Annotated in this window: 17 protein-coding genes; 8 read left to right on the top strand and 9 right to left on the bottom strand. The window is 63.2% G+C overall.

Annotated elements, in window-relative coordinates; genetic code table 11:
- Window positions 1–33: 33 nt before the first annotated feature.
- Together PAQ31011_RS03055 and PAQ31011_RS03050 are read left to right on the top strand one after the other, a co-directional pair.
- Window positions 34–501 carry a cyanophycin metabolism-associated DUF1854 family protein gene (locus PAQ31011_RS03055; RefSeq protein ID WP_150574413.1) on the top strand — a complete coding sequence of 156 codons (468 nt, stop codon included), beginning with the start codon at window positions 34–36 and terminating at the stop codon, window positions 499–501.
- Between the two features lie 87 nt (window positions 502–588).
- Window positions 589–1497 (top strand): recombination-associated protein RdgC, encoded by a 909-nt coding sequence (locus tag PAQ31011_RS03050; protein WP_150574412.1) that lies wholly within the window; start codon window positions 589–591, stop codon window positions 1495–1497.
- A gap of 148 nt (window positions 1498–1645) precedes the next feature.
- Here the strand turns inward: PAQ31011_RS03050 and PAQ31011_RS03045 are convergent, their stop codons facing one another.
- Window positions 1646–2359 (bottom strand): SDR family oxidoreductase, encoded by a 714-nt coding sequence (locus PAQ31011_RS03045; protein WP_150574411.1) that lies wholly within the window; start codon window positions 2357–2359, stop codon window positions 1646–1648.
- Between the two features lie 217 nt (window positions 2360–2576).
- On the opposite strand from PAQ31011_RS03045, the gene PAQ31011_RS03040 reads away from it, so the two are divergent.
- Window positions 2577–3203, top strand: a complete 627-nt coding sequence (locus PAQ31011_RS03040; RefSeq protein ID WP_150574410.1) for a TetR/AcrR family transcriptional regulator — start codon at window positions 2577–2579, stop codon at window positions 3201–3203.
- Window positions 3204–3264: 61 nt separating this feature from the next.
- On the opposite strand, the gene PAQ31011_RS03035 is transcribed toward PAQ31011_RS03040, so the two are convergent.
- Window positions 3265–4170 carry a LysR family transcriptional regulator gene (locus PAQ31011_RS03035; RefSeq protein WP_150574409.1) on the bottom strand — a complete coding sequence of 302 codons (906 nt, stop codon included), beginning with the start codon at window positions 4168–4170 and terminating at the stop codon, window positions 3265–3267.
- 170 nt (window positions 4171–4340) lie between these two features.
- Here PAQ31011_RS03035 and PAQ31011_RS03030 point away from each other — a divergent pair, with 170 nt between their 5' ends.
- Window positions 4341–5054 carry an SDR family oxidoreductase gene (locus PAQ31011_RS03030; RefSeq protein WP_150574408.1) on the top strand — a complete coding sequence of 238 codons (714 nt, stop codon included), beginning with the start codon at window positions 4341–4343 and terminating at the stop codon, window positions 5052–5054.
- A gap of 187 nt (window positions 5055–5241) precedes the next feature.
- Window positions 5242–5391 carry a hypothetical protein gene (locus tag PAQ31011_RS26270; RefSeq protein WP_174989897.1) on the top strand — a complete coding sequence of 50 codons (150 nt, stop codon included), beginning with the start codon at window positions 5242–5244 and terminating at the stop codon, window positions 5389–5391.
- A gap of 102 nt (window positions 5392–5493) precedes the next feature.
- Here the strand turns inward: PAQ31011_RS26270 and PAQ31011_RS03025 are convergent, their stop codons facing one another.
- A complete protein-coding gene (locus PAQ31011_RS03025) occupies window positions 5494–5682 on the bottom strand; it encodes a hypothetical protein (protein ID WP_039397952.1) in 189 nt (62 codons plus the stop codon).
- A gap of 361 nt (window positions 5683–6043) precedes the next feature.
- On the opposite strand from PAQ31011_RS03025, the gene minC reads away from it, so the two are divergent.
- The 3 genes from minC to minE are packed head-to-tail and all read left to right on the top strand — an operon-like array spanning window position 6044 to window position 7928.
- Window positions 6044–6805, top strand: a complete 762-nt coding sequence (gene minC / locus PAQ31011_RS03020; protein ID WP_150574880.1) for a septum site-determining protein MinC — start codon at window positions 6044–6046, stop codon at window positions 6803–6805.
- Between the two features lie 43 nt (window positions 6806–6848).
- The gene (gene minD / locus PAQ31011_RS03015; RefSeq protein WP_039397956.1) at window positions 6849–7664 is read left to right on the top strand and encodes a septum site-determining protein MinD; all 816 of its coding nucleotides are present in this window, start codon (window positions 6849–6851) and stop codon (window positions 7662–7664) included.
- Window positions 7665–7673: 9 nt separating this feature from the next.
- Window positions 7674–7928 carry a cell division topological specificity factor MinE gene (gene minE / locus PAQ31011_RS03010; protein WP_039397958.1) on the top strand — a complete coding sequence of 85 codons (255 nt, stop codon included), beginning with the start codon at window positions 7674–7676 and terminating at the stop codon, window positions 7926–7928.
- 115 nt (window positions 7929–8043) lie between these two features.
- On the opposite strand, the gene PAQ31011_RS03005 is transcribed toward minE, so the two are convergent.
- The 6 genes from PAQ31011_RS03005 to PAQ31011_RS02980 all read right to left on the bottom strand — a co-directional run bounded on the left by PAQ31011_RS03005 (window position 8044) and on the right by PAQ31011_RS02980 (window position 17253).
- Entirely contained in the window at window positions 8044–8961 is a 918-nt protein-coding gene (locus PAQ31011_RS03005; RefSeq protein ID WP_246179306.1) for a DUF1571 domain-containing protein, read from the bottom strand.
- Window positions 8962–9011: 50 nt separating this feature from the next.
- The gene (locus PAQ31011_RS03000; RefSeq protein ID WP_150574407.1) at window positions 9012–10727 is read right to left on the bottom strand and encodes an AMP-binding protein; all 1716 of its coding nucleotides are present in this window, start codon (window positions 10725–10727) and stop codon (window positions 9012–9014) included.
- Window positions 10728–10900: 173 nt separating this feature from the next.
- Entirely contained in the window at window positions 10901–12220 is a 1320-nt protein-coding gene (locus PAQ31011_RS02995) for an acetyl-CoA C-acetyltransferase (protein ID WP_150574406.1), read from the bottom strand.
- On the bottom strand, window positions 12217–13242 hold the full coding sequence (locus PAQ31011_RS02990; protein ID WP_174989895.1) for a MaoC family dehydratase: 1026 nt from the start codon (window positions 13240–13242) through the stop codon (window positions 12217–12219). Before PAQ31011_RS02990 ends, PAQ31011_RS02995 begins: the two co-directional genes overlap by 4 nt.
- 2 nt (window positions 13243–13244) lie before the next feature.
- Window positions 13245–14678, bottom strand: a complete 1434-nt coding sequence (locus PAQ31011_RS02985; RefSeq protein ID WP_150574404.1) for a 3-oxoacyl-ACP reductase — start codon at window positions 14676–14678, stop codon at window positions 13245–13247.
- A 76-nt stretch (window positions 14679–14754) separates the two neighbouring features.
- The gene (locus PAQ31011_RS02980) at window positions 14755–17253 is read right to left on the bottom strand and encodes an acyl-CoA dehydrogenase (protein ID WP_425495081.1); all 2499 of its coding nucleotides are present in this window, start codon (window positions 17251–17253) and stop codon (window positions 14755–14757) included.
- Window positions 17254–17443 lie beyond the last annotated feature (190 nt).

Below are 17443 nucleotides of genomic sequence, written 5' to 3'. Positions count from 1 at the left end.
TGACCGTCAACAGAACCGTTCGCGAAGACTCATATGCAGATCGATTTCACCCTGTCGCGCAACGCCTTCGGCCGTTTGGTGCTGACCGATGCCGAGGGCGTCGCCCATGAGGGCGTAGTGCCCGTGCGGGCCTTTCCGATTGCCGCGCCGGACGAAGGGCTGGCGCTCGTGAGCACCGAAGGGCGCGAGCTGGTCTGGCTCGACTCGCTTGACGCGTTGCCCGCAGCCATGCGCGTGCTCGTTTCGGAGGAACTCGCCGCGCGCGAGTTCATGCCCGAAGTGCTGCGCATCAAGGGCGTGTCGACGTATGCGACGCCCAGCACGTGGACCGTCGAGACGAATCGCGGCGAAGCGTCGTTCGTGCTGCGCGGCGAAGAAGACATTCGCCGTCTCGGCGGACAGACGTTGCTCATCACCGATAACCACGGCATTCACTTCCTGATTCGCGACACGGGCACGCTGGACAAGCCCAGCCGCAAGATTCTCGACCGCTTCCTGTAACGTCTCGTTGCACGATTCAGGTTCCCGCACTTCGCCACACCTCGGCACACTGGTAAAATCCATGCTTTTGATTTTGCGGTGATGCCGATGTGGTTCAAGAATCTTCAGTTGCACCGAATTCCTGCCGGTTGGTCCATGAGCGTCGCGCAAATGGAAGAGGCGCTCGAGAAGCACGCCTTCCGTGAGGGCGGCAGCCTCGAAATGCAGGTGCAGGGCTGGGCACCGCCGCGCGATGGCGGCGAACTCGTGCACAGCATCAATCGTCAGTTCCTGCTGGCTTATCGGGCCGAGAAGAAGTTGCTGCCGACGACGGTCGTCAATCAGGTAACGCGCGCCAAGGCCGCCGAGCTCGAAGAGCAGCAAGGCTTCAAGCCGGGGCGCAAGCAGATGCGCGAGCTTAAGGAGCAGGTCACGGACGAGTTGCTGCCGCGTGCCTTCGGCATTCGTCGCGACACGCGTGTGTGGATCGATCCGGTCAATCGCTGGCTGGTCATCGACGCCGCGTCGCCCGCGAAGGCCGACGAAGTGCGCAGCCTGCTGCTCAAGACGCTGGACATCATTCTCGAGAACGTCGAACTCAACGAGGCGCCGGTGTCCGTGATGACGTCGTGGCTGGCCGGCAATGAAGCGCCGGGCGGCTTCACCGTCGATCAGGACGTGGAACTTCGCTCGAACACCGACGAGAAGGCCGCCGTGCGTTATGTGGCGCACCCGCTCGACGGCGCAGACGTGCGTCAGCACATCGAAGCCGGCAAGCGCTGCACGAAGCTGGCGATGACGTGGAACGACCGCATCTCGTTCGTGCTGACCGATGCGTTCATCATCAAGCGCATTACGCCGCTCGACATCATCAAGGACGCTGCCGACCCGACCGCGGAAGGCGAGGCCGAGAAGTTCGATGCCGACGTCGCGCTCATGACCGGCGAACTCGCCCGCATGCTCGACGATCTGGTCGAAGCGGTGGGCGGTGAACGTCAGATGGACAAGGCGGCCTGAGCTGGCTGATACGGAAAATCAGTGAGCCGCAGGGCTCGCTGACGGTTCGCGTAAGACAAACGCCGCGACACCTCATAGGGTGTCGCGGCGTTTTCACATCTGGCGGCGATATTCGGTGTGGCGCAGGACCGTCAGACTGACTGTGCGATCACGATTGCGCCGCCGGGTAATCGTTCAGGTAGACGCTTTGCGACAGCCCTTGCTTGACGGCGCGAGTGCGCTCGTCGACATTGACTTCCAGCTCACCGGCTTCGATGGCTGCATATGCCTGACGCACGACATCTGAGGGGGCGGCCTTCTCCACGTCGAAGCCACTCGTCAGATCGGTGTCGATGTAACCGGCGTGCAGGCCCACGACTTGCGTGTTCTGTTCAAACAACTCGTGACGCAGACCGTTGGTCAGCGACCACGCCGCCGACTTCGTGATCGAGTATTCGGGGATCACGGGTGAGTTGACCCAGCTCACGATGGACAGCACATTGAGCAGTGCGCCGCCGCCGTTGCGACCGAGCGCGGGGGCGAACGCCTGTGCCATGGCGAGTACGCCGAACACATTCGTTTCCAGCGTTTCGCGAAGCACTGCGGCCGAACCCGCGCGGGTCAGCCCTTCGGACACCCGCGCGATACCCGCGTTATTGATGAGCAGGGTGACGTCGCCTGCCAGTTCGGCGGCCGCCGCCACGTCCTGCGCATTCGTTACGTCGAGCTTCACCGGAATCACGCCCGGCAGCGTCACCTTCGATGGGTCGCGAGACCCGGCATAGACCTTCTTCGCGCCCAAGGCCAACGCTTGTTTGGCAAATTCGAGACCCAGGCCGCGGTTGGCACCGGTGACGAAAACGACAGCATCCTTGATCTTCATTTCACTGCTCCAGCAAGGTAAGAGACGTAAGCCAGCCATGGAAACGACCGGCAGTTTCAGGTACAGTTCATGACAATGGTGATCAACATCGTCAATTTGAGCGAATTGTGGCAAGTGGGTGTGATTATGTCAATGGTGATCGACATTGTCTTTTTCGATGACGTCGATAGACACCATTGAGCACCCGCCGGTCGCGGCGCAGAAGAAGGAGTTAGCAATGGGCATTTCCAGAGAGCAGGCCGCGGAGAACCGCGAAGCCATCGTCAGCGCGGCCGACCGGTTGTTTCGCGAGCGTGGCGTCGATGCGGTCGGGCTGACGGCGTTGATGAAGGAGGCCGGTTTCACGCAGGGCGGCTTCTATAACCACTTCAAGTCGAAGGACGCGCTTGTTTCGGCCGTGATGGCGCGCGCGATGGCCGCCAACGAGGTGCGCATGGCGCAGGGCGTGGGGGAGGCGTCGGCGTTGGCTGCGTCGGGTGATCCTGCCGGCCCTTCCAAGGTCGGCGTCGAGCAGTATCTCTCTACGCTGCATCGTGACGATGTTGCATGCGGCTGCCCGGTGGCCGGGTTCGCAGGTGACGTGCCGCGTATTGGGGAGGACGCGCAGGCGTGTTACGCGAAGGGGTTGGCGGCGTCGCTCGAACGGATGACGGCGGCGGGCGTTGGTCGAGGGCTGACACACGAACAGGCGGCACAGAGTGCCATGGCGCGATTCTCGCAAATGGTCGGTTCGTTGATCCTGTCGCGCGCGGTGGTCGATGCCGACCCTGCGCTATCCGACGCGCTGCTGGCGGCGGGGCGTCAGGCGATTGAAGCGTCGGACGCGGGGCGGGCGAACGGCTGAGCGCTGGCGCATGGATCAGCGCGCAGCGATGAATGAAATGTCGTTGGCGAAGCCACGCACTTCAATCCTGCGACCAGCGCCACGTCGCGCGCAGCTGGTCGCGCAGGAAGTCGATGAACACCCGCGTGCGCGGCGCAACGTGGCGGCTATGCGGGTACACGGCGTGTAGCGGTGCAGCTGGAATCCGAAGCGACGGAAGCACGCGTGTCAGGCGTCCTGCCTGGATATCGTCGCCGACGTCAAAGATCGATTTCTGTGTGATCCCTGCGCCATGCAGGGCGAGTTCGTGTGCGGTGTCGCCGTCGTCCACGACATAGGTATCCGGGACTTGCACGCGTAATGTTTCGGATTGCGAGACGAATCGCCAATCGCCATGTGGCGAGTTGCCGAACAGAATGCAGTCGTGCTGCCGCAGATCGCCGACGTCCCTGGGCGTGCCGCGTCTTTTCAGATACTCGGGCGAGGCAACAAGCACCCGGTAATTGGGGGCCAACTCCTGCGCGATCAGGCTTGAATCGGGCAGGGTGCCGACGCGAATCGCCACGTCGATGCCATGCGCAACCAGATCGACCCACAGATCGCTCAGTGAGAGGTGCACCTTCAAGTCCGGATGCCGCTCACGAAACGCGACGAGCAACGGCGTCAGATGTCGACGCCCGAAGGCGCGCGGTGCGCTGATGCGCAGTACCCCGCCAAACGTACCCGCCTGCCGTGTCATCAGCCGCTCGGTCTCGGCAATCTCCGCCAGAATCCGTTGGCAGCACGCGTGAAACACCTGCCCCTCTTCGGTGAGCGCCTGTTTGCGCGTGGTGCGATTCAGTAACCGAACGCCAAGGCGCTGCTCAAGCAGCCCGAGCCGTTTGCTCACGACGGCGAGTGACAACCCCAGCTCACGCGCGGCCGCCGACATGCTGCCGGTGGCGACGACTCGGTCGAAGAGCGTGAGATCCAACGTCTGGTCGATCATCGCGGTGAGATTGTCAATAATTTGGAGAGAGTGATTCAGTTCTGCGAGGGATTATCGTCTCGAGTGGCGAGGATCACAATAGCCTCATGACGTCCCCCCCATGTTGCGGCGTCGCGGTTGTCTTCCTTGTCTTCCTTTTTCGATTTCATCGATCTCTCTGGAGTCACACCATGTTTAATTTCGAAGGCCAGCGCGTGCTCGTGATTGGCGGAAGTTCCGGCATCGGCCGTGCAGCGGCGCAGGCGTTTGCCAAGGCCGGGGCGGCCGTCACCATCGCCTCGCGCAGTCAGGCGAAGCTCGATGAGGCGCTGTCGACCATCGGCAGTACCGCGCGCGCTGTCGTGCTCGACACCGGTGACGTGGCCGCCGTCGAACGATTCTTTGCCGATCATGCACCGTGGCAGCACGTCGTGATTTCGGCCGCGCAAACGCCGACCGGTCAGGTGCGCAAACTCTCGCTCGACGACGCGCACGCGGCGTTCGATAGCAAGTTCTGGGGGACGTACCACGTGGCGAAGTTCGCGCGCATCGAGGAGGGCGGGTCGCTCACGCTGACGTCGGGCTATCTGAGCGTGCGGCCGAATACGTCGTCGGTGGTGCAGGGGGCGATCAACGCGGCGGTGGAAGCGTTGGGGCGTGGGCTGGCGCTGGAGTTGTCGCCGGTTCGCGTCAACACCGTGTCGCCGGGGCTGACCGCGACGCCGCTGTGGAACAAGCTTGCCGAGGCGGACCGCGAAGCGATGTATCGCAACGCTGCGGAGCGTCTGCCGGCACGCCGGGTCGTCGCGGCGGAAGACGTGGCAAATACGATCCTGTATCTCGCCGGTACGCCGAGCGCGACGGGCTCCACGGTACTGATCGACGCGGGCGGCGCTATCGCCTGAGACCCGTCGATCCGGTCTGTCGCGCGCTGGAAATGCTGCGTTGCCGCATCTCCCCAGTCCCGAATTAGCGCCCATTTCGATGTCACGCAAACGCGGTATACCCGAATCACTTTCGGGTACCTATTTCGATAGGGATTGCCTAGAATGAAATCGTGCCATCCCGTGACATCGAAGAAAGGAGGCCACTATGCTGACAGGGAGCTTGATTGGGACGCTGGTGATTGCGCTGGTCGTGGGCGCGGCAGTGGCCTGGCTGGCGAATCGGAACTGGTGCCGGGAGCATCCGGCGGCGCGCCATACGTGGCGACGCCACCGTCGTGACGTCCGGCACGGGTGAGTCGTGTCGAGAGGTTCGGGGTGAATGGCCCGGACAAATGAAAAGCCCGCCTTCCGGCGGGCTTTTTTGCGACTAAAGACACCTCTACAACTGGCTGGGCGCTCAGGCAACGGCCTGAAGGAAGTACTTGCCCTGAACAGTCAGGCGGGGTGACTTCGCTCCCGTCTCCAACTCTTCCCACTCGATCAGTTTGCTCTCAAGCAACGATTCGAGGTCAGGGCGATCCAGCTCCACTTGCTCCGGAGCATCCTTCACCAGCATCAGGGTGGCAAATTCATGATGACTCAGCATCTTCGTCTCCCGGTTTGCGGTTCCACAGGGGGTCCCTCGTCAGGGACTTTAAGGATAGGTCACGAAAAAGACGCTTGCGCGACAAAATTCGTACTTTCGATGCTGCTCTGCAGCACTTCTCGTGTTGGACTTTCCCACGCAGAGAATAGGCTTTGCTGATGACATTGGCATGTCAATCGTCTAGCATTTCGCAACGTATTAAACGTATTCAAAATGCATCGTGCTGCTGCGTTGCGGCAATGGTGTTTTTTGGGCAATTTGCGGGGGTGCCCGGGGGTTGCCCCGCTTATTAGCGGTTTGTTGGTGGCCAAGGGACGGTAGAATGGCCCAATTTGCCAGCAATCGCGCACAACAACCTGACATGCCGCAAAAGAAAACGCCGTACTTCGAGTTACGTAGTGGTGCCGTAGACACCCTGCATTTCGTAGTCAAGACGCCTCAACTGGACACCTTGCGCACCGAACTGGCGCAACGTTTCGAAGCGACCCCGGAGTTTTTTGCTGGCGACACCGTCGCCATCGACGTACGGCGCTTGGCCGGCGACGAACGCGTCGCTGTACCTGCGTTGGCCGAAATGCTGGCGGAATTCCGCATGAAGCCGATCGGGGTCGTCGCCAATACCGAACAAGCGGGTTGGGCGGTGGCCGATGGCCTGCCGCTTCTGGACAGTCATGAGCGCCACGAGCGTCGTTCACCGCGCACCGCGCGCGAAGACGACGGCGCGCCGCAGGTCGATGCGCAGGCCGCGTCTGTGGTGTCGGCACCGGCGGTTCCCGAGGCGTCTTCCGTTCCCTCGACGATCATCGACAAGCCGTTGCGTTCGGGCCAGCAGGTCTATGCAAAGGGCGATCTGATCATCCTCGATCTGGTCAGTTATGGGGCCGAGGTGATCGCGGAAGGTAATATTCACATTTACGCGCCGCTGCGGGGGCGGGCACTGGCAGGGGTGAAGGGCAAGCTCGATGCGCGCATCTTCTGTACCTGTCTGGAGCCTGAGCTGATTTCCATCGCCGGTATTTACCGGACTGGCGAATATGCGCTGCCGCCCGATGTTCAGGGGCGTTCGGTGCAGGTGCGGCTGGTAGACGACAAACTGATTTTCGAGCCACTCGGGCTCAAGTAATTCGTAGCTAATTTCATCCTCAAGTTTGGGAAGGCATCGACAGATGGCAAAAGTGATTGTGGTGACCTCTGGCAAGGGTGGTGTCGGCAAGACGACGACCAGCGCCAGCTTTTCCGCCGGCCTCGCCTTGCAGGGGCACAAGACGGCAGTCATCGATTTCGACGTCGGCCTGCGCAATCTCGACCTCATCATGGGTTGCGAGCGCCGCGTGGTGTACGACCTGATCAACGTGATTCAGGGAGAAGCCAACCTCAATCAGGCACTCATCAAGGACAAGTCCTGCGAGAACCTGTTTATCCTCCCCGCCTCGCAAACGCGTGACAAAGATGCACTCACGCAAGCGGGCGTCGAGAAGGTCATCAAAGACCTGACCGACATGGGTTTCGAATACATCGTGTGCGATTCGCCGGCCGGTATCGAATCGGGCGCATTGCTGGCGATGCACTTCGCCGACGAAGCACTCGTGGTGACGAACCCGGAAGTGTCGTCGGTCCGTGACTCGGATCGCATTCTGGGCATTCTGTCGTCGAAGACGAAGCGTGCCATCGATGGCAGCGAGCCGATCAAGGAGCATCTGCTCATCACCCGTTACAACCCGAAGCGTGTCAACGACGGCCAGATGCTGTCGCTGGAAGACATTCAGGAAATTCTGCGAATCAAGCTCATCGGCGTGATTCCGGAATCGGAGTCGGTGCTCCATGCCTCGAACCAGGGCACGCCCGCCATCCATCTGGATGGCACGGACGTGGCCGATGCGTATCGCGACGTGGTAAGCCGATTCAAGGGCGAAGACAAGCCCATGCGCTTTACCGACTATCAAAAGCCGGGCCTGTTGCAGCGCATTTTCGGCTCGAAGTAAGGAGCGCCCATGTCCTTCCTGTCTTTCCTCCTGGGGGAGAAGAAAAAGACCGCCGCCGTTGCCAAAGAGCGCCTGCAGATCATTCTGGCGCACGAACGCACGGGCTCGTCGCCGCCGGCCGATTACCTGCCGGCTCTGCAACGCGAGCTGGTCGCCGTCATCTCCAAGTACGTGAAAATCGCGCAAGACGACATCAAGGTCAGCGTCGAGCATCAGGACAACTTGGAAGTGCTCGAAGTGAAGATCGAACTGCCGCAGACCTGATCGGTCACCGGTCATCCGGCGGCTTCTTTGCAAGACGCCGGCGTTTAACGTGCGAATAAGCGAAAAGCCCGCCACCCTCGATGCAGGGTGGCGGGCTTTCGTCGTGCTTGCGGCGTCAGAACTTGTAGTCGGGATTCTTCGGGTCGAACGTGGCGTCCGTCCACTGTTCCTTGCGCACTTTCTCGAAGCGCATTTCCTCGACTTTCTGGCCGGCGGCGTCCCACGCTTCGATGCCGCGCGGTCTGCCCGTCTTCAGATCGAGCAACACGCGCGACTTGTTGGCGTAGTGTTGCGGCGGGCCGGAGGGGGCTTCCCATTCCAGTGCCAGCACGCGAACACCATTTGATTCGGATGCCGATATTTTTGCTGGCTTCTCGGAAAGGCCGGCGGCGCGAAAGCTCCTGCCGTCGTGCGCAATCTGATCCGCGATGAAGGCAAAGCCGAGATCGCGCACGGTGTGGTTCGATTGTGAGCGGGCGAGCGAGCCGTCGATGCTGCTCCAGATCGACGTGAAGCCGAGGATGCCGCCCAGGTGTCCGTACATCTCCTTGGGGCGCTTCGTCTCGTCATAGATGATTTCCTGCCCGGCGTGCGCGCCGTCAGGCTGCCATTTCGCGTAAATCTGCAACGGGTTCTCGCGAATCTTCACGAGCATGCGGTCGGGCGTGGTCTGCCACTGATTGTTGATGCGTTCGTGGCGGGTCAGCTCGTACTGATACTCCGGCAACGCCGAAGCCTCGGCCTTCAGAAAGCGCACGAGCGCTTCGGGCTGGATAGCTTGCATGCTGGCGACGATCTGCTCGTCGGGCATCTTCGCCAGTTCGCCGCTCTTGATCGTGCGCGCGAGCCATTGTGTTTGTGCGGAGACGGGCAGGGCGGCGAGCTTTGCAGTGTCGGCGTCCGGGGCGGCGGTGGATGTGGCCGTCGATGGGGCGGCTGCGCTCGCCTGAGCGAGCGCAGTGGAAGGGGCCAGCCCGCCCGCGAGCGCACTGAAAGTCAGCGCGGCGGGCAGCATGGCCAACGTCAAAGTCATTCGCATATTGTTATCTCCCTTTATCTTTCTTTGTTGCCGTGAGTTTCTCGCTACCTCCCTGAGACCGGTTCGCGCAGTTCGCGCCGCAGGATCTTGCCGACCGTCGACTTGGGCAGTTCGCCCTGACGGAATTCGATGATGCGCGGCACCTTGTACGCGGTCAGATGCTTGCGGCAGTGCGCGGCCATGGCTTCGATGGTGAGCGTCGGGTCCTTGGCGATGACCACGAGCTTCACGCGCTCGCCGGCCACCGGATCGGGCACGCCGACCACCGCCGCTTCGCGTACGCCGGGATGAAGCATCACCACGTCCTCGACCTCGTTCGGATAGACGTTGAAACCCGACACGAGAATCATGTCTTTCTTGCGGTCGATCAGCCTCACGTAACCGCGCTCGTCCATGACGCCGATGTCGCCGGTCATCAGCCAGCCGTCGGCATCGAACGTTTTGGCGGTCTCTTCAGGACGATTCCAGTAACCGCGCATGACCTGAGGCCCGCGCACACACAACTCGCCCGGCTCACCGATGGGGGCCCACGTGCCGTCGTCGCGCTTGAAGCGCACATCGGTCGACGGGGCAGGCAGACCGATGGAGCCGGAAAAGTCGACTGCGTCCATATGGGCGATGTCCACCGGGTTCATCGTGACGATGGGGGAGCATTCGGTGAGGCCGTAGCCTTCGATGATCGGCTTGCCCGTGACCTGCTTCCATCGCTCGGCAATCGCGCGTTGCGTGGCCATGCCACCGGCAAGCGACAGTTTCAGTTTGGAAAAGTCGCGTGCACGGAAGTCGGCGTTCTCGAGCAGGCCGTTGAACAGGGTATTGACGCCTGTCACCCCGGTGAACGTTTCGTTGCGAATGATGTACACGACCTTTTTCACGTCGCGCGGATTCGCAATCAGGATGTTGCGCCCGCCCAGACTCATGAACACCAGACAGTTCAACGTCAGCGAGAGGATGTGATACATCGGCAGCAGCGACAGATTGACCTCGATGTCGCCGTCGAGCTGATCGGCCGCCCATGCCTCCGTTTGCAGCAGATTGGCCAGGACGTTGCCGTGCGAGAGCATCGCACCCTTGGCGACGCCGGTCGTGCCGCCGGTGTATTGGAGGAAGGCGAGGTCTTCGCGCACGAGCGGCACCGGCGTGGCCTTCAGCTTTGCGCCGCTCGCGAGCGCCTGACGCAACGCAACCGCCTGCGGCAAACGATACGGCGGCACTTGCTTGGCGATGTGGCGCATGAGGAAATTGACGGCACGTCCCTTGACGTTCGCGCCCGGCTGGAGCAGATCGCCGATCTGCGTCACGAGCACGTTGCGCACCTCGGTGTCGGGTAGCGCTTCCTCCAATGTTTTGGCGAAGTTTTCGAAGACGACGATGGTCTGCGCGCCGCTGTCTTGCAGCTGGTGCTTCAGTTCGCGTGCGGTGTACAACGGGTTGACGTTGACGACCACAGCGCCGGCAATGAGCGTGCCGAACAGACAGATCGGATACTGAAAGCAGTTGGGCATCATGAGCGCGACGCGCTCACCTTTCTTCACGCCTTGCGCTTGCAGCCACGCGGCGAAGGCATGGGCCTGACGGGACACCTCGGCATAGGTGATCTCACTGCCGAGACTCACGAACGCGATGCGGTCGCGGTACTTCTCGATCCATTCGTCGAACGCCTGCACGAGCGATGCATAGCGATTGACGTCGATGTCGGCAGGTACCCCGGGAGGGTAGGCACTGAGCCACACGCGTTCCTGCTGAACGGCTTGATCCATCGTTGTCTCCGTTGAAGTTTTCTGCGTTCTTATGCGCCGCCATGATCGCGATGCGGCCGATCTATCGTCGGCTCGCGGTCGTTCGCCCGGCGGCGTTTGTAACTTCCCCTGTGTGGCTTTGCTCGTTGTTTAGTCGGTGCTGCGTTGTGGTTACTGCTTTGTTGCGGTTGTGTTTATCGCTCCAACATCGCGACGACGCCTTGACCGCCAGCCGCGCAGATCGAGATAAGGCCACGGCCGCCGCCGCGCTGGGACAGCAGCTTGGCGAGGGTGGCGAGAATGCGCCCGCCGGTGGCGGCGAACGGATGGCCGCACGCGAGCGAGCTGCCGTTCACGTTCAGACGCTGACGGTCGATGCTGCCCAGCGGCGCGGCCAGTCCCAGCTTGTCGCGGCAGTACGCGGGGTCTTCCCATGCCTTCAACGTGCACAGCACCTGCGCGGCGAAGGCCTCGTGAATTTCGTAGAAATCGAAGTTCTGCAATGTGAGTCCCGCCTGCGCGAGCATGCGCGGGACGGCATAGGCTGGGGCCATCAGCAAGCCCTCACGCTGCGATTCGTCGGGATTGAAGAAGTCGACGGCCGCCGTCTGCGAGTACGTCAGATAGGCGAGCACCGGATGGTTGTGTGCCTTCGCCCAGTCTTCGCTGGCGAGCAACACGCACGATGCACCGTCGGTCAGCGGTGTGGAGTTGCCCGCCGTGAGCGTGCCGGTGGCGCTACGGTCGAACACCGGCTTGAGGCTGGAGAGCTTTTCCAGCGTGAGGTCGGGGCGCAGGTTGTTATCGCGTTGCAGGCCGCGAAACGGTGTCATCAGATCGAGGAAGAAACCGCGTTCGTAGGCTTGCGCCAGATGTTCGTGACTGGCGAGCGTGAGCGTGTCCTGCGCGGCGCGCTCGATTTCCCAGCGCTTTGCCATCAACTCGCAATGCTCTCCCATCGAGAGGCCCGTGCGCGGTTCGCCGTTACGTGGCAGTGCCGGGTTGAACAACATGCCGGGACGCACCTTCGCCAGCGCGCCCAGCTTGCCGCCGGTGCTGCGCTGACGGTTCGCTTCGAGGAGGATCTTGCGCAGTTTCTCGTTGACGCCGATAGGCGCGTCCGACGCCGTGTCGACACCACCGGCAATCGCCACGTCGATCTGACCGAGCGCAATTTTATTGCCGGTGAGGATCGCCGTCTCAAGGCCAGTGCCGCAGGCTTGCTGGACGTCGTAAGCGGGCGTTTGAGGGGCGAGCGTGGTCGACAACACCGATTCGCGCGTCAGGTTGAAGTCGCGGGCGTGCTTGAGGACTGCGCCCGCCGCGACTTCGCCGAGGGTTTGGCCGTGAAGGTCGAAGCGGTCGATGAGGCCCTGAAAGGCGGCCGTGAGCATGTCCTGATTCGACGCCGTGGCGTAGGCCGTGTTCGAGCGCGCGAAAGGAATGCGATTGCCGCCGAGGATGGCAACGCGGCGCAAGGCAGGGGCGGGCGCAGTGGGTTTGAGGGCGCTCATGGCTGGTCCGGGAGATGGGGCTGAGAATCGGAGGAAGACGAAGCGGGCGATGGAGGCGAGAACGACTGCGCCAAAGACGTGCCGCCGATGGCCTGCCAGCGTCCGCGCAGATGCGGGACGGTGCCTGCGGCGTCGCGCAGTTCGAAATGTTGCACATGCGGTTGAACAAGCGGTTGCGCGGGCTGCGCGCGCCAGAAGGTGACGTCGCCCGGCAGCAGCACCGGCGTCTTGAACTCCACCAGCAGATCGACCGGACCGGAGGCACTCACGTCGTCGGGCATCGCGGCGGCAAGCGTTCGCGCGAAGCTCCACATCCCGTGGATGATCGGACGCACAAAGCCGAACAGCTTCGCCGTGAACGGCCACAGATGGATCGGGTTGTAGTCGCCCGAGATACGCGCGTATTGACGTCCGAGATCCGCCGGGACTTGCCACGTCGCCGCTTTCGTCAGCGAAGCATCGGCGCTCAGTTGCGCCTGGTAGGGCGTGCCAAGTGCGTCGCGCACGCCGGTACGCAGGTACAGGCTCTCGCCGATCCACACGACGATGTCGTCGCGACGCGCCGTCGTGACGACCGTGAACACCTGCCCCTTGTCGTGCGCGTACAGCGGGCCGCACCGCACATCCAACGTCAGTCGTTCGCCCACGTTCAACGTTGCGAACTGTCGGATCCGGTTCGCCAGATGCACCATGCCGAGCATGGCGAACGGGAAAGTGCGATCGGTCATCAGCAGCATGTGGAGCGGGAAGGCGAGCAGATGCGGCCACGTGGGCGGCACGCCCATCGTCTGCGTGAAGCCGCACAGCCGTGCGTAGCGGGCGATGTCTTCACCGTCCAGTGGCACATTGCGGCGCTCGAAACCCAGCGGTGGCATCGGCTGCGCGCGGGCCGGTTTGCGCGAGGTCATCAATGCGCGCAGGTAAAGATGCAGCGGCGACGGCAGAAAGGTGACTTGCCTCAGCTGTGTAGCGACGGCGACGTTCGGACTGTCGGATGAGTCACGCGGTCGGTCGTTCGGCATCGTCATGCTCCCAGCAGGCTCTGGCCGCACACGCGCACGACCTGTCCTGTCAGCGCGCCGGAGGCGGGATGCGCGAGCCACGCGATCGCTTCGGCCACGTCGACGGGCTGGCCGCCTTGTCCGAGCGAGTTCATGCGGCGTCCGGCTTCGCGAATGGCGAACGGGACCGCCGCGGTCATCTGCGTCTCGATGAAGCCGGGGGCCACGGCATTGATGCTGATATGGCGTTCAGCAAGCAAGGGCGACCACGCCTCCACCATTCCGATGACGGCCGCCTTCGATGCGGCGTAATTCGTCTGCCCGCGATTGCCGGCAATGCCACTGATGGAAGCGACGCCGACGATCCGGCTGCTGGCGCGCAGCATGCCGGCGTCGAGCAATGCGGCATTGAGCCGTTGCGGCGCGCCGACGTTGATGTCGAGCACGCTTTGCCACTGCGCATCGCTCATGCGAACAATCGTCTTGTCGCGCGTGATGCCAGCGTTGTGTACGAGGATGTCCAGACCGTTAGGGGCATGTGTCGCGAGATGCGCCATCAACGTGGCCGCTGCCTCAGGCGACGCGATGTCGCAGGTGAGGGCGCTGCCGTCGAGACGCGTGGCGACGGTGGTGAGTGCGTCTTGCGCTGACGGGATGTCGACGCACACGACATGCGCACCGTCGCGCGCCAGTACGGTCGCGATGGACTCGCCGATGCCGCGCGCCGCACCCGTCACCACGGCGACCTGTCCGGCGAGCGGACGTGTGTCGCGCATGGGCGGTGTCTCGAAGACAGGTGCTTGAAGGGTGATCGCCTGACCGCTGACATACGCGGCGCGCGGCGAGAGGAAGAACCGCAACGTGGAGTGCAACGACTCGCGAGCATGAGGGGCGACGTAGAGCAGTTGCGCCGTCGCACCACGCTTGAGCTCCTTGGCCAGCGAGCGCACGAAGCCTTCCAGCGCACGCTGCGCAATGCTCGCCTGCGGCGTGGCGGCCATCGACGGCGGCAGGCCGAGCACCAGCACGCGAGCGCATCGATCAAGCGTTGCCAGCGTGTCGTGAAAGAACGCGTATAGCGATTCCAGTCCTGCGGTGTCGGCGATGCCGCTTGCGTCGAACAGCAACGCTTTGGGACGCACGCCTTCGTTCGCGTTGAATCGTCCACTCATCGTGCCCGCCTTGTTGGCGTATGAGATCCAGTCGAGCCGCTGCGCGTGTGCCAGGCTCGGAATGCCGAGCCAATGCAGTTCGCGGGCGAGACCGGGCAGCAACGGTGCGTCGCCCGCGCCGCCGACGACTGCGAGCGGTGGGGCAATTGCGCGCGCTTCGGCAACGTCGTCGCCATAGTCCGGCATGCGCTCCAGGGGCACCGGGCGCGGCAGGCCCAGCGCGTTGGCCAGGCGGCTACCCACGGCGGAGTTGGCAAAGGCAAGGTATCGGTCGGACGTCGTCACGGCGCGGAAATCCTCAGAGTGTTCTGGCGAAAAACGGGTAGCGGTTGGGCGCGGTTTGCAGCGCCGACGGATGGGCTCACGACGTGAGTGCTTCGTCCGCCGGGGTCTGCTGCCGGGCGTGTTGCATGTCGGTGGCGCGTCCGAAGTCGGCTGGGAAGTCGTCGACCGCCACGGCCTTCGCCGCGTAATCGGCGTACTGCGCCAGCAGGCGACGTTCGTCGTCGCTCACCAGTTGCAGCGTCGCAGCGTGGTCCACCCAGGCAGTGAACTCGGGTAGGCTCTGCGGCATGGCCGCCAGACGCCCCTCCTTGATCGCGGTGCGCAGGCGTTGCTCGATCACGGTGACTTGCGGCGTCATCTGGAAGACGATTTCGCCGTAAGCCAGATCGTCGACGTCCGCGCTCGGCGAGTAGCTGCCAGCGATGAGGCGCTCGCGGGCGTCGCCCGGCGTCTGCATCACCTCGGCCACGCGCGCGGCCAGCGCATCCGACGGCTTGGCGTACGGCAGGCCGAGCGGCATGAGCTTCCAACGCATCCACCATGCAACGCCCCGCGACGGATAGTTCGCCAGCACGCCCTCGAACGCTTCGCGCGCTTGCCAGAGGGCATCCTGCGCTGCCCAATGCACCAGCGGCAGGTCAGCAACGGGGCGGCCTTCGTCCTCGAAGCGTTTGAGCGTGGCCGTCAAAAGGAAGAGCTGGGAGAGGATGTCGCCGAGGCGTCCCGTGATGCTCTCGCGACGTTTGAGCGAGCCGCCGAGTACTGCCATCGAAATGTCGGCCGCGATGGCGAGCAGTGTCGACATGCGGTTCGCGGCGCGGTAGTAGGCGTGCAGTTCGGGCGCGGCCTTCGACGGCACGGCGGAGAAGCGCGCGTGCGTGATGCCCTGGAGCGCGCCGCGCACGATGTTGCTCGTGACGAACGTCAGGTGGCCGAAGAGGGCGTCGTCGAAGGCGCGCACGGCGGCAGTGTGGTCAGACGTTTGTGCTGCGGCCAGCTCTTTAAGCACGTACGGATGGCAGCGGATCGCGCCCTGACCGAAGATCATCAGGCAGCGGGTCATGATGTTCGCGCCTTCCACGGTGATCGACACGGGAATCTGCTGATAGGCGCGGGCAAGGAAGTTGTTCGGGCCCATGCAGATGCCCTTGCCGGCGACGACGTCCATGCCGTCGTTCACCACCTTGCGGGCGCGCTCGGTCACGTGGTACTTCGCGATGGCCGAGATGACCGAGGGCTTTTCGCCGAGATCGACGGCCAATGCCGCCATGCGACGCGCAGCGTCCATCGCATAGAGATTGCCCGCCATGCGTGCGAGCGCTTCCTGAACCCCTTCGAACTTGCCGATCGGCGTGCGGAACTGGCGACGCACGGCCGCATACGCGCCAGTCGCGCGAACGGCGATCTTCGAGTAACCGACGTTCGACGATGGCAGCGAAATCGCACGGCCCGCAGCCAGACATTCCATCAACATGCGCCAACCCTTGCCGACTTGCGCCTGTCCGCCGATCACCCAGTCGAGCGGGATGAAGACGTCCTTGCCCGAGTTCGGACCGTTCTGGAAGACTGCGTTCAGCGGCCAGTGACGACGACCGATCACCACGCCCGGGTGCTTCGTCGGAATCAGTGCGCAGGTGATGCCGGGTTCCGCGTCGTCGCCCAGCAGATGGTCGGGGTCAAGCGCGCGGAACGCCAATCCGAGCACGGTGGCAATGGGGCCGAGCGTGATGTAGCGCTTGTTCCAGGTGACGCGAAAGCCGAGGGTTTCGCGGCCCTCATGCATGCCGCGGCAGACGATGCCGACGTCGGGGATGGCGGCGGCGTCCGAGCCCGCATACGGGCTTGTCAGCGCAAAGCAGGGGATTTCTTCGCCCTTGGCGAGGCGGGGGAGATAGTAGTTCTTCTGGTCCTCGGTGCCGTAGTGCAATAGCAGTTCGGCCGGACCGAGCGAGTTCGGCACCATCACCGAAACGGCTGCGGCTGAGCAGCGTGACGCCAGCTTCATCACCACTTGCGAGTGCGCGTAGGCGGAGAATTCGAGACCGCCGTATCGCTTCGGAATGATCATGCCGAGAAAGCCTGCGTCCTTGGCGTATTGCCATGCCTTGGGCGGCAGATCCTGCCAGACCTGCGTGCTTTCCCAGTCGTTCGACAGATCGCAAAGATGCTCGACCTGATTGTCCATGAACGCCTGCTCGTCGGCCGACAGGGCGGGGGCGGGCATGGCGCTGAATTTGTCCCAGTCGGGGCGGCCGGAGAACAGGTCGGCATCCCACCAGACGGTGCCCGCTTCGATGGCATCTTTTTCGGTGTGCGACATTTCCGGCATGATCGAGCGGAATTTGGCGAGCATCGGCGCAGTGACCCACGCGCGGCGTAGCGGGCCGATGCTAAGGATCAACGCGGGGACGATCAGCACGACGGCGAGAATCGCGGTCGCGACCGTTCCCGTCAGTCCGAGAGAGATGCCTGCGCCGACCCACAGGACGGTGGCGATCAGCCATTGCCAGGCGTGTGCACGGTAGAAAAGCAGGGCGGTGACGCCCACGACAAACGCGAGAATCCATAAGGCCATCATTTTTTTCTCCTCCCTTCGGGTTCAGCTCCCCGGCAGGCGCCAGATGGCCTGCCCTCACGCTGGCCGCGCGCCCCGAGGGGCGAACGCAGCGCCGGGGCTGTCGTCCTCATGCCGTCTGTCGATCTTCGCTGGCGTTGTGCGCAACGGGATTCGGCGACGGCGTTATTGTTGGATCGTGCTGCGACTT

Source organism: Pandoraea aquatica, assembly GCF_902459565.1.
In the GTDB taxonomy this organism is placed as follows: Bacteria; Pseudomonadota; Gammaproteobacteria; order Burkholderiales; family Burkholderiaceae; genus Pandoraea; species Pandoraea aquatica.
This window is presented reverse-complemented; position numbering and strand designations above follow the sequence as displayed.